The organism is Saccharolobus solfataricus, assembly GCF_900079115.1.
Classification (GTDB): domain Archaea; phylum Thermoproteota; class Thermoprotei_A; order Sulfolobales; family Sulfolobaceae; genus Saccharolobus; species Saccharolobus solfataricus.
On record NZ_LT549890.1, the window covers coordinates 2,681,648 to 2,695,116 of the forward strand.

At 38.4% G+C, this 13,469-nt stretch carries 10 protein-coding genes and 5 pseudogenes; 10 read left to right on the forward strand and 5 right to left on the reverse strand.

Features of this window, described 5'->3' with window-relative positions; genetic code table 11:
- Positions 1-305 precede the first annotated feature (305 nt).
- Positions 306-499 (forward strand): annotated as a pseudogene (locus tag SSOP1_RS17970) (hypothetical protein).
- Positions 500-581: 82 nt separating this feature from the next.
- Here SSOP1_RS17970 and SSOP1_RS14280 read toward each other — a convergent pair.
- Complete coding sequence (locus SSOP1_RS14280; protein WP_010924016.1) at positions 582-806, reverse strand: AbrB/MazE/SpoVT family DNA-binding domain-containing protein; 225 nt, start codon at positions 804-806, stop codon at positions 582-584.
- Between the two features lie 632 nt (positions 807-1,438).
- Here SSOP1_RS14280 and SSOP1_RS14290 point away from each other — a divergent pair.
- The 4 genes from SSOP1_RS14290 (at position 1,439) to sdx (ending at position 5,146) form a co-directional block, all read left to right on the forward strand.
- Positions 1,439-2,497 (forward strand): ISH3 family transposase, encoded by a 1,059-nt coding sequence (locus tag SSOP1_RS14290; protein ID WP_164497321.1) that lies wholly within the window; start codon positions 1,439-1,441, stop codon positions 2,495-2,497.
- 170 nt (positions 2,498-2,667) lie between these two features.
- Complete coding sequence (locus SSOP1_RS14295) at positions 2,668-3,726, forward strand: ISH3 family transposase (protein ID WP_164497327.1); 1,059 nt, start codon at positions 2,668-2,670, stop codon at positions 3,724-3,726.
- Between the two features lie 204 nt (positions 3,727-3,930).
- A complete protein-coding gene (locus SSOP1_RS14300; RefSeq protein WP_009990806.1) occupies positions 3,931-4,734 on the forward strand; it encodes an MBL fold metallo-hydrolase in 804 nt (267 codons plus the stop codon).
- An 82-nt stretch (positions 4,735-4,816) separates the two neighbouring features.
- Positions 4,817-5,146 carry a sulredoxin gene (gene sdx / locus SSOP1_RS14305; RefSeq protein ID WP_009990804.1) on the forward strand — a complete coding sequence of 110 codons (330 nt, stop codon included), beginning with the start codon at positions 4,817-4,819 and terminating at the stop codon, positions 5,144-5,146.
- Here the strand turns inward: sdx and SSOP1_RS14310 are convergent.
- The 3 genes and pseudogenes from SSOP1_RS14310 to SSOP1_RS14320 all read right to left on the reverse strand — a co-directional run bounded on the left by SSOP1_RS14310 (position 5,143) and on the right by SSOP1_RS14320 (position 10,165).
- Positions 5,143-6,246 (reverse strand): NAD(P)/FAD-dependent oxidoreductase, encoded by a 1,104-nt coding sequence (locus SSOP1_RS14310; protein ID WP_009990803.1) that lies wholly within the window; start codon positions 6,244-6,246, stop codon positions 5,143-5,145. The genes sdx and SSOP1_RS14310 overlap by 4 nt on opposite strands.
- 466 nt (positions 6,247-6,712) lie before the next feature.
- Positions 6,713-7,655: pseudogene (locus SSOP1_RS14315) on the reverse strand (IS110-like element ISC1190 family transposase).
- A gap of 425 nt (positions 7,656-8,080) precedes the next feature.
- Positions 8,081-10,165, reverse strand: coding sequence for a heavy metal translocating P-type ATPase (locus SSOP1_RS14320; RefSeq protein WP_009990688.1), 2,085 nt, complete (start codon positions 10,163-10,165; stop codon positions 8,081-8,083).
- Positions 10,166-10,321: 156 nt separating this feature from the next.
- On the opposite strand from SSOP1_RS14320, the pseudogene SSOP1_RS16665 reads away from it, so the two are divergent.
- From SSOP1_RS16665 to SSOP1_RS18070, 5 genes and pseudogenes are all read left to right on the forward strand, one after another.
- A pseudogene (locus tag SSOP1_RS16665) lies at positions 10,322-11,334 on the forward strand (IS630-like element ISC1078 family transposase).
- 24 nt (positions 11,335-11,358) lie between these two features.
- Positions 11,359-11,682 carry a winged helix-turn-helix transcriptional regulator gene (locus SSOP1_RS14335; protein ID WP_231918286.1) on the forward strand — a complete coding sequence of 108 codons (324 nt, stop codon included), beginning with the start codon at positions 11,359-11,361 and terminating at the stop codon, positions 11,680-11,682.
- A 38-nt stretch (positions 11,683-11,720) separates the two neighbouring features.
- Complete coding sequence (locus SSOP1_RS14340; RefSeq protein WP_009990685.1) at positions 11,721-11,969, forward strand: heavy-metal-associated domain-containing protein; 249 nt, start codon at positions 11,721-11,723, stop codon at positions 11,967-11,969.
- 1 nt (position 11,970) lies between these two features.
- Entirely contained in the window at positions 11,971-12,141 is a 171-nt protein-coding gene (locus tag SSOP1_RS17225) for a hypothetical protein (RefSeq protein WP_157861867.1), read from the forward strand.
- 203 nt (positions 12,142-12,344) lie between these two features.
- Positions 12,345-12,482: pseudogene (locus SSOP1_RS18070) on the forward strand (IS607 family transposase); the annotation flags it as partial.
- A 44-nt stretch (positions 12,483-12,526) separates the two neighbouring features.
- Here the strand turns inward: SSOP1_RS18070 and SSOP1_RS16670 are convergent.
- Positions 12,527-13,220, reverse strand: a pseudogene (locus SSOP1_RS16670) (IS6-like element ISC774 family transposase).
- Between the last annotated feature and the right edge of the window lie 249 nt (positions 13,221-13,469).

Here is a 13,469-nt window from a genome sequence, read left to right on the forward strand (position 1 = left end):
ATCTTCCACTATTAATGTTATGGATAAAATAATGGGTGAAAGTCTTCCCTCTCCACATCCTTGAATATTGTGAAGAGGCACTACATGCCTCGCCTCTAACAAACCTACTGGGACAGCGAGTCCAGCGCGTCGCCTACGTCAATGTCCTTGAGGTCGACATTCTTGCCCTTGGGGATCCGGAGACGCTTCTTCGCGGGGCCCTTGTAGACTGTAACACATTTGCATAACTTTTAAATACTTTTAATCATTTCACAATATGATCTTTATTATGATTATGTTTATATATTATTTCCTCTACATTATAAATTGATGAACTCCATACTGATGACGGGCTATGCTCACGAGGTATTGGGGGCGACAAATACGGATGGGAAGGTAGTGGTGTTTCCCTCGACTAGCCCCAATGAGTTGAGGGTGAGTGTGTATGAGCCCTCAAGAGGGGTGCCCCGTGGCGGAATTAGAAGTGGTTAAAAGTAAGCAGAAGTTACGCCACGGGTAAACACTCCGTAGCCTTCTCTTTCATCTCAGATATTTTCTCTTCTACAGATTTCTTAGGTTTTAAAATTGCGTAAACAAATACGTTATAATCTATAAATCTTACGCTTGAGCTCATGCCAGTCATCCGGCAATTCATCAACTTCTACACTATCTATTAGTTTTGATACATTAGAGACCTTAGGATAAATTTCGATTCTATCATCCTTTAAAACCATAATAAGGTCTTCCGTATCGAATCCGGCTCTCCACTCTTTTGGTATAACAATTCTTCTCTGATCATCAACTTTCTTTATTACCACTTTTTCCATTTTCTTGCTAATTAATTATCGAATTATCATCATATAAGCTTTACGCCAAATATAAGGGAAGAGCGAATTACGTTAGTATTTTCGAAAAGTTCTAAGACTAGGATTTAACAGCGAATCCTTGGAAGCTATAAACTTTCTGAAGGCATTAGTGAAGGAAGATTATTATAATAGACGGGGGTTCAAAGGGGGCGGAAAACTTCGCCTCTTTGAGACGGAGATGGATAGCCCCCTTTGTAGAAATATTTAAAAACACTGACTATGAAATATTTTTGATGACAGTTACTGATGGGGCAAGCGTCACCGAGACACCTTGGTTAAAGCGAGGGTCTATGAGGTACGCCTCTGCTCCAGACAGTGATGGCACAGACGTTAAGTACCATGCGGGGTGGGAGCCACCCTTAGTGCCTGTGGAGCTCTGCCCTCTACCAGTACTTCGGTACTGGCATGGTAGAGCTGTGAAGCAGGAAGCTCCCTCCTTTACGGTAGACCCAAAATCATTTTACAAAAAATAATTTTGGTTGGGTAATATCAGATTCTGAAAAATAATAGAATTTATAGCTTTGACAAGAACGCAACTAATTGAAGATAGATTTAAGGTGAGGAACCCGGTATTATCACGTGGTGAAGACAAGGTGATAACACCTGGTCTTCCCCACCAAAATAATATACAACAAGTAGGGTATAAATTACTTTCCATGTTGAGCTTCAAGGGAAGAAAGGCTGAGGAGGTATCGAGAGTTCTGGTCTCCGCGTGCTTGTGGAACGACTCCGTGGAAAGCAAGTCCAAAGGGTATAACGTGTCACCACAGACCGTGAGGAACTACGTGGAGGAGCAGGGAACTGAGGTGATCGAGAAGCTATTAGAGTCCATGAGGAGGATTTCCATGGAGATACTCAAGGGAGTGAAGGAAGTCGACATCTCCATAGACTGGACAACCAAGACGTGGTATGGTAAGCCGGTGGAGGGACTGGGTAGTTCAGCCAAGGGGAACTCGTGGAACTACGCTACCGCGACCACGAAGTATCAGAATATGGTGCTCCTCCTAGCTTTCGTTCCCCAAGTTAACGGGATGAGCAAGGATGAGATCGTGAAGCTCCTCATGGAGCAAATTGTGGGAATGGGCCTCAAGGTGGGGCTCGTAACCTTGGACGCGGGATTCTACACCGTGGAAGTCCTCAAGTTCATATCGCAGTTCAAGTTCGTGATAGGAGTCCCTGTGGGGGACGTGAAGATCTACGAGGAGTTCGACGGAGAGTACACGACAAACAGTAAGAGGCATAAGAAGGAAGAGCAGGTCAAGTTCAGACTCCTGGTGTATGGTAAGGAAATCGTTAAGAAGAGGAAGAAGACCGTGGTGTACTTCGCGAGGGCGACCAACCTCGACCTACCCAAGAGGGAAGTGCTGAAGTTGTACAACAAGGTTAGGAGTCCCATTGAGACGTCTTACAGGAACATCAAGGCCTTCCTTCCCTTCACGAGCTCCACCAAGTTCATCTTCCGCGAGTTGATCTTCGTGCTGGCCATGATCTTCTACTCGCTTTACACCGTGTTTAAGAACGTCATGACAAGAGAGGAGTTTAGATTGCTGCTCATCCTCTGCTTTCTAGACGATTTATCTGATCTAAAGGATTTTATATTTAATCTTGAGGAAACACTTATTAATACTATAGATTTATTTTTATGGAGGTGATTTTGGGTCTACCGTTTACGGTAGACCCAAAATCATTTTACAAAAAATAATTTTGGTTGGGTAATATCAGATTCTGAAAAATAATAGAATTTATAGCTTTAACAAGAACGCAACTAATTGAAGAAAGATTTAAGGTGAGGAAGCCGGTATTATCACGTGGTGAAGACAAGGTGATAACACCTGGTCTTCCCCACCAAAATAATATACAACAAGTAGGGTATAAATTACTTTCCATGTTGAGCTTCAAGGGAAGAAAGGCTGAGGAGGTATCGAGAGTTCTGGTCTCCGCGTGCTTGTGGAACGACTCCGTGGAAAGCAAGTCCAAAGGGTATAACGTGTCACCACAGACCGTGAGGAACTACGTGGAGGAGCAGGGAACTGAGGTGATCGAGAAGCTATTAGAGTCCATGAGGAGGATTTCCATGGAGATACTCAAGGGAGTGAAGGAAGTCGACATCTCCATAGACTGGACAACCAAGACGTGGTATGGTAAGCCGGTGGAGGGACTGGGTAGTTCAGCCAAGGGGAACTCGTGGAACTACGCTACCGCGACCACGAAGTATCAGAATATGGTGCTCCTCCTAGCTTTCGTTCCCCAAGTTAACGGGATGAGCAAGGATGAGATCGTGAAGCTTCTCATGGAGCAAATTGTGGGAATGGGCCTCAAGGTGGGGCTCGTAACCTTGGACGCGGGATTCTACACCGTGGAAGTCCTCAAGTTCATATCGCAGTTCAAGTTCGTGATAGGAGTCCCTGTGGGGGACGTGAAGATCTACGAGGAGTTCGACGGAGAGTACACGACAAACAGTAAGAGGTATAAGAAGGAAGAGCAGGTCAAGTTCAGACTCCTGGTGTATGGTAAGGAAATCGTTAAGAAGAGGAAGAAGACCGTGGTGTACTTCGCGAGGGCGACCAACCTCGACCTACCCAAGAGGGAAGTGCTGAAGTTGTACAACAAGGTTAGGAGTCCCATTGAGACGTCTTACAGGAACATCAAGGCCTTCCTTCCCTTCACGAGCTCCACCAAGTTCATCTTCCGCGAGTTGATCTTCGTGCTGGCCATGATCTTCTACTCGCTTTACACCGTGTTTAAGAACGTCATGACAAGAGAGGAGTTTAGATTGCTGCTCATCCTCTGCTTTCTAGACGATTTATCTGATCTAAAGGATTTTATATTTAATCTTGAGGAAACACTTATTAATACTATAGATTTATTTTTATGGAGGTGATTTTGGGTCTACCGTTTAGGAGGGGGTAGCTCACATTATATACATGAAGGTTAAAGAAGATTAAGTATTAACTTTACTTACAAGTCGCCCAACAGATAGCTAAACACTTCTATGAAGTTGAAGAGAAGGATTTTTTGATAGATTAGTACTTTTCCCAATTTAAGGGCTCAATAATGTTATAAACTTACTTAACAGAATGTAACTATGCCTTGTAGAGGTTTACACGCAATACCAGCTGGTCCTCCAGAGTTTCCCGAACTAGCAACAATTTACGTAGTTTGCGGAGATAAACTTAACGTAATGATAGACGCTGGTGTTACAAACTCAATTATGGACTCTTCTTTTTTAGAAAAACTTGATCTCGTAATATTGACACACATTCATATAGACCATATTGGGCTATTACCAGAAATTTTAGATAGGTATAAGAATGCTAAAGTCATGATAAAAAATGGATTTAAAAAGTTTCTGACAACTGAAGATGGAGTAAGGAGATTGAATGAGAGCTCGGAGAAAGTATTAGGCGATCTTTATTATATTTACGGTGAGTTTACAAAAATAGATCCAGACAAAGTGGTTGAGGTTGAGGGTGGAGAGATGATTGATATCGGGGATGGAAAGACTTTGAAGATAATTTACACCCCAGGGCATGCAAAACATCACATTTCCGTAGTTAGTGATGATATTTTATTCACTGGTGATAGTGGAGGAGCTTACTTTAACGGTGCCGTTATACCAACAACTCCTCCACCACTAGATTACGATAATTACGTTAATAGTTTAAGGTTACAAATTTCATTAAAACCTAAGGTTGTTGGCTTAGCTCATGGTGGACTTGTAAGTCCTAATATACTAGAACAACACTTGGATCAGATGCTGGGTAAAGAAAGTTTCGATATTGGCGAAATTGATATTGGAGGTATAGGCGGGGAAATCCTTAGGAAGCAAGTAGAGGTCAACTTAAGAGGCTTAAATGAGGCTTTAGGAAGAAATAAAAAGACATTATAATCTTATTGCTTATTTTTATTTATAACGATGATCTAAACTTTATCAAACTAAAGAATATAAGATATACTTGTATATTAGACTTATGGTTTGGAAAAGAACCATATCCGCAAAAGCATTAGAAAAAGCGAAAAGCGCAGCGGTTAAGGTAGAGGATAAAGTTGTTTTTATAGCTAATATAAAGGGAACGCTATACGCTATGGATGCAGTGTGTTCACACGCAAGGTGTATTTTAGATCAACTAGATGAAGAGAAACTTACTGTAAAGTGTTATTGTCATCAAGCATTGTTTGATTTAAGGAGTGGTAAAATGCTAGAACCACCGTATGTTGCTCCAGATGCCCCAAAGGAAAAATTGGGATTAAAAACATATCAGATAAGAGATAATGGTGGTTGGATAGAGGTGGACGTTTAACTTTTCCTAATGGATTCAACTAAAGGCTTTAGGATAAAGTCCACTCCACCGCTTAAACTGGCCCAATATAACCTAGTGAAAGCTTTTTTCATATAACGATAGATTGATGTAGGCCCTAAGGCCTTGCTCTTCTCATAGTTTAACCAAACTAACATACCTTCATTTGGTCCAGAGTAAACTGCGCATATAGCGGTACCGTCATAACTCTCTTTACTCCTATTTCCCTCTATTTCAGCTAGTATATTGTTTGCAACAACCTCAGCTTGAAAGTGGGCAGCTGCACCGGTTTTAGGTGTTGGGGTACTATTGGCATCGCCAATTACGAAGACTCCATCCTTGTAAGCCAAAGTGCTCTTATCGACTGGTATTAATCCAGACTTATCAGCCAACTCACTAAAGCCCGTGGAGATTGGTGTATCTATAATCAAGTGGTCAAAAGCAATCTTCTCTCCTTCAGTCGATACTGCATACCTTTCGTTGTAGTTAACCTCTTGTATTACAAACCCTTTGTAAACTTTTATACCTAACTCGTTAGCCTTCTTATTAAACATGTTTGACATTGGGACTTGTAAAGGGGGTGGTTGCTTAGCAGGGACTATTACACTAACGTTGGCATCGGGATATTTTCTCTTTATTAGAAATGATAATTCCCACGGTGCAGCTGGACACTTTATTATTCCCGGAAGAGACCCAATAACGAAACTCTTTCCCCTTGGATTCATAACTTCATTTTTAATCATCTTAGCGTCTTCGATTGTATGATAGCCCCTCAGACTATGAACGGGTATATTTTGTCCTCCAGTTGCTATTACTATATAATCGCCCTCAAATTTTTCTCCACTCTCTGATATTATTGTCCTATTTTCTGGCATTATTTTGGTAGCTTTAGACCTTACCCATTTTACTGATGGTTTCAATAATGAGCTAGTAGGCATCTTTATTTTATTCTCATCTACTTCCCCAGTAATGTAATCCACTAATCCAGGTTGATATGTGTGATATTCATTTGGTTCTATTACCGTAACTTCTAATTTATCCGCTAACAAGTTTGCTATCAATGTTCCTGCATTTCCTCCCCCAACTACGACTAATCTTTTCATAGATAAATACTGTTAATGGTATAATTTAAACTTTCTGTAGAATAAAGTTTATATAAAAATTATTAAACTAATGCATAATCCTTTAGGTTTGAACTACTCAGTCCTTATAGATAGCACAACCTCACCTCACGATAGTTTTCACTTCTTCCAAGAAACTTACCATATATCTCTTAGAATATATGACATACATTTTCCTTTTGAAAGCGAAAGATTGCCTAGTATTCTAAGACCTATTTTCAATACTTTCGTATTAGATGTTTTACTCTTTCATGCTATGAAAAAATAGTGGAGTGTTCTCATGTAGTCATGTCATTTAATAAAATTATTAGTAAATTTATATCAAGCTTTCTCTATTAGTATACTGTACTTCCTTTAAGTAGGCCTTGTTCAAGAGCTTCCGGTATAAAAACCTTTCCGTGAAAATCGAGCATAGTACACACTACTTATTCAAGTGATGTCACCTGCTTTACTCGCTAGCATCAAAGGGCTTATTATAATACAGCACAGCCCAAGTAATAACAGCAAGCTTCCTGGCACAAGCAGTAATCAACTTCTTACCCTTCAAATTCTCCTTGTGCTCCTCATAAAACCGCTTAATAATAGGATTAACCTTGATAGCAGTTAAAGCTGCAAGATAGAAAGCCCTCCTCAAAACAGCATCACCTAGATATGCCTCTCGATACAACACTCTTCCCACTGGATTCAACAAGAGGATCGAGACCACAGTAAGCGACAAACCTCTTCTTGTCACCAAAACGCTTAACATCACCAACCCTTGCTAAAATTATACAACCCAACGTTCTGCCAATACCCGGAATCGTGAAGATCAAACTATCCTTAGGAACAAGATCCTCAAGCTCTTCCTCAATCTCCCTCTTCCTAACCTCAAGCCTCTCCAACTCGTCCAAGAGGAACCTAACCTCAGATAATACTATATTATCCTCCCCCCTCAATACCTCATTCAAGTTCTTCTTGGACAAACTGTCCTTATAGCCTAGAAGTATTAAATCTCTCCTTAGCCTATTCTTAACCCTAACAATGCTCCTTGTAATAAAATCCCATTGGCTTGTTAACTCCTTAGCCTCACTCGTTGTAAACTCACTGCCCATACTTACAACTAGCTCAGCGAGCTTTTTATCATTCTTGTCGCTCTTCTTACCCCTAATGTCCTTGAACTTCTTGAGTATGAGGGGATTAATAATCCTCACGTCGTACTCTTTACCCAAGTACTTAGCCAAGTTGATGTGGTAAACTCCCGTACTTTCTATAGCAACTTTACAACCCTTTGGCAAGACTTGCTTTACTCCTTCAAAACCTTGCTTATTATTTTGAAATTCGTAGTATTTACCTTGGAAATAGACTACTAATTTATCTTTTGATACATCTATTCCGGCAACTGGGGCCTCCATGTATACTCACCCTTATTCGGGCTTCAAGCCCAATTTCCGGTCCGAATTGGAGGAGGCCAAACTACTGTCCGAGCTTCACTCCCAGGGGTTTGTACGGCCTCCACCCCAGTCAGATCTGTAATACGCAGATCTGACTAATATGTTTTATATAAGGGATCTATCACGCCCTCACCCGAATCTTTGCTTCAGTTCTCTTCTCGATTATGCTTCCCAGATGAGGAGAATATTACTCTCCCCAGCTAATTAACCTATATAGCCTTATCCGTGACTTTGGTGAAGCCCAAGGGCCGAGGGCTGATATTAAATATCATGAAATTCTATAAAGCCCAAACTCCCACATAGGAATTCTCTCTTGAAAACACGTGAGGAAACATAACGTTCAACAAGGCTAAGTTGTAGTCCATTATTCTCTAATTTCTTTTTCCCTAATCAAATCCTATTATGTTAACAAATACTCTAGAATTAATAAATATTGAAAACAAACTTAATATCATTATAATCATTGCAAACTTCATGGTCAATATCCCAAATATCGCTAATGGTATACCAATCCCATTATATGTTAATGCTAGTATTACATTAGATGGAATAGCATTACTTAATCTTTTCCTGTTTTTGATTAACCCTAATAAAGTTCCAATATCGTTACTAACTAGGATAATATCTGCTACATTCTTTGAAATATCTACACCATTACCCATTGCAACAGAAACATCTGCTAAAGCTAATGCTGCTGCATCATTAACACCATCACCTATCATTAAAACTTTATTTCCATTTTGCTTTAACTTTTCAATTATTCTCACTTTATCTTCTGGTGATAAATTCGAATAATACTCTTGAATATTTAATTCTTTAGAAAGTTCTTTTACTTTATCCTCTTTATCACCACTTAAAATTATGATTTTTAATCCCTCATTTTTCAGTTTTTCTAAGTAATCTTTTAGGTTAGGCCTTGGAACATCGGAGATATTAAAACTTGCTATTGGTTCTCCATTTATGTAAACTGCTATATCATTATTATTCTCAGCCTTTTTTACTTCTATGATTTTATCACTTATTTTTCCTCTAACACCAATCCCTGAAATTTCTTTAAAATCTTTAACTTCTAATATCTTTACTCCTTGCTCTTTAGCATATTTAACTATAGCCTTAGCTATAGGGTGAGATGATAATGCCTCAACAGATGCTGCATAAGCTAAACTAAGAGAGTCACCAATAAACTGTGTAACAATCGGAGTGCCATAAGTGAGAGTACCAGTTTTATCGAAAATGATAGTATCTATCTCCTTGATTTTTTCGTATACGTTTGAATTCTTAATTATCATCCCTTTATGTAACATTTTTTCGTATAATGAAAGAGCCATAGAAGGACTTGAAAAACCTATAGCACATGGATAAGCTATAGTCGATACAAGTAGACCATTAATAATACCATATAACCATAAATCTTTACCTATTAAAATACCATATAGCCCCCATGCTATTACGGTAATTATTGATATAGCTAAAGCTAATGGCACCCATATTTTATCAATTACTTTATCAAAGAAAGTTAATATAGCGGATTTTTTCTGTTTTGAATAATTTACTAAACCAATTATTTTCGATAAATAACTATTGTTATAATCTTCTGTGATTTTTACCTTTAGATATCCACTACCGTTAGTTGATCCCCCAATAACAAAATCACCTTTTCCCTTTGAAACTGGTTCAGATTCGCCAGTTATTATTGCTTCACTAACTTCACTTTCCCCATCAACTACTACTCCATCTAAAGGTATTTTCTCCCCTGGCTTAACTATAACTATATCCCCTTTCTTTAGTTTAGTTACTGGCACGTCCTCGCCATTAATCAAATGAGCATAAGGAGGTCTTAATTCGATGACTTTATGTAATGCCTTTTCAACTTTATTATTTAATATTGCTCCCATCCATCCAGCCGATAAGTGCAATGATGTAAGTAAAGATGATATGAATAGGAAACCAAATAAATTTTTATTAAATTCCAAAAATCCCACAATCCCCAAAATATAGGAGGATATTCCAGCAACACCGTATAAAACATGTTCATTTAATATTCCTTTTCCTATTGCATGTGAAGCTCCCTTGTAAATTGGCAATGCTATATAAAATAAATTTGTAGTCACTAATAATATTATAGTAACACGAAATATTATATTATAATATTCAAAGAAATACAGTAAGCCTAAAAGTGTAGTTAAACTCCAACTAATTATAGATCTTCTCCTTGAATCTTTTAATAGTTCATCCGAGAAAAGACTCCTATCAGACACATAATATCCCAGCTTTTCTATCTCCTTTTTAATAATTTCTGAGCTAACCAATGAGTTATCATACTTTACAAACACCTCACTCGATTCCAGGACGACTTTTACTTCATTAACCCCTTCTATTTTCTTTAAACCCTTCTCTATAGTTGAAGCACAAAATGCGCAAGCCATACCACCTACGTAAAATTTAGTTATATTATTTTGTTCTTGTGACATCAAGTATTGAATAGTTACGTAAGTTTATAAACTATAAAGTTTATAGTAAGTAATATGGTAAAGAGAAATAAAGTTATTAAACAGCAGAGTTGCCCATTATACTTCGTCAGACTTTAAAGAGCAAGATTTATATTTCATGAGTAATACTAAATTGTTATGCCGAAATCCAGAATGCACGGTATAAGGCTCAACAAGAAACAAGAGGAAGAGAGGAGGATTAACGCTGTAAAAGATGTGAGGAACGGGATGAGTATAAAGGACGTTGCCAAGAAGTATGACGTCTCCATCTTTACCGTGTACAAGTGGTTGAGGAAAGGTGACCTGAGCGCTAAGCCGAGGAAGGGACCCACGAAACTGAAGGACGAGGAAAAGCTCGTCCGAATCTTAGAAAAGAGCCCAAGAGATTTCGGCTTGAACTACGATTTCTGGACCTTGAAGCTCATAGCGTATATACTTGACAAGGAATTTGGGATAAAGTACAACCCGAGGAGTTTAAGCCCAGTCCTCAAGAAATTAGGCTTCAAGTACAAGAAAGGAAAGAGAACTTACGTTAGAGACGATAACGCTGTAGAAAGGTGGGTGAAGGAACAAGGGGAGAAGCTTTTAAAAAAATAAGAGAAGGGTACAAGGTACACATCTTCGATGAGTCGTACGTGTCCTACATAAACAAGGGTAAAGGCTGGATGAAGGTCGGAGGAGGGATAAAGGTCAACCCTAAGAGGAAGAGGTTTGCAGTAGTAGGCGGGATAACGATTAGTAAAGAGGGAATAACTTTCTCCTATTCGACATACAAGAAGCCCTCGCTGAACTCAAAAGATATTATACTCTACTTGAGGAAGGTAATAAAGGACGAGAAGACCGTGATAGTGATGGATAATGCTAGAATACACGGTAATGAAGTGAGGGAATTCCTTGAGGAAAATGGGGTGGAGTTTGTTTATCTGCCGCCTTACTCTCCGGATAAGAGTCCGGCGGAGGGGCCGTGGGCAGTCCTCAAGAAAAGGCTCTACTCGAAGATTTACACGGACTTCGAGACCTTAATGTGGGATGCAACGAGGTTCCTACGCTCCATATCCAAGAGAGTAAATGACCTTACGTATAGTGTGAAGAGGTGCGGTGAACCTTGGACGTCAATACTGAGTGAAGTTTTCTTGCCCTTTAAAGTCTGACGAAGTATAATAGATACTATAAACGTGATTTCTAGGAAATGGCTACTCCTTGTCCTAAATACTATAGGCAATGAAGGTAAATTAGGATTTAATTCTATTCTAAATAGTATCGACGATATTAGTCCAAAGGCATTATCAGACGTATTAAAAACAATGGAAGAGATGGGCTTAGTCAAAAAAGTTATAGTAAAATCTTCACCTCCTAGAGTAGAGTATTCACTTACTTATGAAGGAAAGAAGCTAAGAAAAGCGGTAATCCCTTTATTCAAATGGGCTGCAGAACATACTGGACACTATGAATGCCCAATACTACAATCCAATAAACTAAATAAAGAAGAGTATAGCTAGAGAATAAATATGTAAAATACCCATTTTAAAGATAGGAGGTGGCGAAGATAAGGAAATTAGAAGTTGAAGTAAGAAACATGTGCTGCGGTCACTGTGCTACTAATGTAAGTAAAAGTGTAAAGGAGATAAGTGGTGTAAGAGAAGTGGATGTAGATTTAAGAGAAGGGCTAGCATTTATTAGCATAGATGAAAAGGCTGATATGAACAGAGTAATAAATAATATAAGAGAAAAAATTACTGACCTCGGATACATGGTAGGTGAAATAAAGATAATAGGAGGTGTATAAGTTGAAGGCCATCGCACCTCTACTAATATCACTACCAATGTTGCTATCCCTATTTTTCATTATAGGCTTAATATCACCCCATGGATTAATACAAGTAAGCAATACAGTCACACACACGTTACAACAAGGTATTAATTATTGTGAACAATATATGCAGAACTGTGGATGTTAGAAGATGCTAGTATCTATTGTAATATTTGAATGTTAAGTTATTAATTTTTCCAGCCATAAATTGTATTTTCAAATATAATAATATTTTATTGATAATTAATTAAAGATCTTAATAGTTATTATTTCTTGATTTGATTATGTATAAATATTACAATAATGAACAAATCAATTAGGCTAAAGTTTTAGATACTAGAAGAAATCTGAAAAGCGCACAACTGCGAAATCGTGATACTGAACGAGGAGAAATCAGAAGAAGAATTAATTAAAGGCCTAACCTTAATCTTGGTGTCTTTCAGAGGTAGACCTTACGGAGTAAGAAGTCACATATATGCGCTTTGCTAACTTGTTGAATTTTCCCGGACTTTTAAGGAGAGTGGACAACAATTTCATGTAGTTGAAATGTTTGCATTTATCATCACTCCCTTATCCACTAAATACACTTGAATGTAAAGGAGGTTGTAGATTAAGAAGAAGGTCGAGAACCAACTCATTAACTTATTGGAATTACAAGCGAAGTCCATTGAAGAGACTCTATACTTTAATTTCCTAAACCCTTCTTCAGTGTAATCGCCTAACGTAACCCTCTTGTGCCCAACATTAAACCAATCAAAGGCATTGTAAACTGATAAACCATCGTGCAAGTAAACTACCCTATTCTAAAGTACTTACTCGCAATCCCCTCATGATAACTACGTGAAAACCACTCCTCAAGCTTGTTACCATGAAGAAGGAAATAGCTTTAGCTACAACCTCCCTAATAACCCAAACGTAGTAATTACCCCTAACGCAAGTAACCTTAGTCTCGTCAATGGCGTAACTCAAGGATACGGCATATCTGAGGCTACCAAGCCTCTCATAAAGTAAGGTGAAGTGGAACAACGTAGTCCTCCAAGAGGATAAGTCAGCTAGATAACTCGCTAAGCTTAAAGCAATCTCCTCCCTAACGTGAAACCTAGGCTTAAGGTTAATATACTCCATTAAGGTTAAAATAACTTGAGTGAGCGCGGCTACTTCATTTGTCCATGATTTGCTCACCAAGAAAAATCCTCTGCTCACCCAAAAAGATATTACGCTAAACAAAAGGACTTATTCCACGCGCAAAAACAATTTGCACAATTTATTTTAAATTAAGAAAATTGTTGTCCACACTCTAGTTTAGTGGAAAAATATTCAATAGATTAACAAAGCGTCATTTGAAACACTTAGTTTAAATTCCTCCCATACTTGTTTCACTGAATGCTTCAATTGCGCTAAAAAATTTTTGACAAAAGATTAAAAACTGTGATATATTTTCTTTTTCCAACTTCCAAATCATATGTTGAGTTGAAG

Excerpts from the sequence above, each read along its gene's own strand:
- SSOP1_RS14280 (WP_010924016.1), bottom strand. The coding sequence starts at position 806 with ATGGAAAAAGTGGTAATAAAGAAAGTTGATGATCAGAGAAGAATTGTT.
- SSOP1_RS14300 (WP_009990806.1), top strand. The coding sequence starts at position 3,931 with ATGCCTTGTAGAGGTTTACACGCAATACCAGCTGGTCCTCCAGAGTTT.
- sdx (WP_009990804.1), top strand. The coding sequence starts at position 4,817 with ATGGTTTGGAAAAGAACCATATCCGCAAAAGCATTAGAAAAAGCGAAA.
- SSOP1_RS14310 (WP_009990803.1), bottom strand. The coding sequence starts at position 6,246 with ATGAAAAGATTAGTCGTAGTTGGGGGAGGAAATGCAGGAACATTGATA.
- SSOP1_RS14320 (WP_009990688.1), bottom strand. The coding sequence starts at position 10,165 with ATGTCACAAGAACAAAATAATATAACTAAATTTTACGTAGGTGGTATG.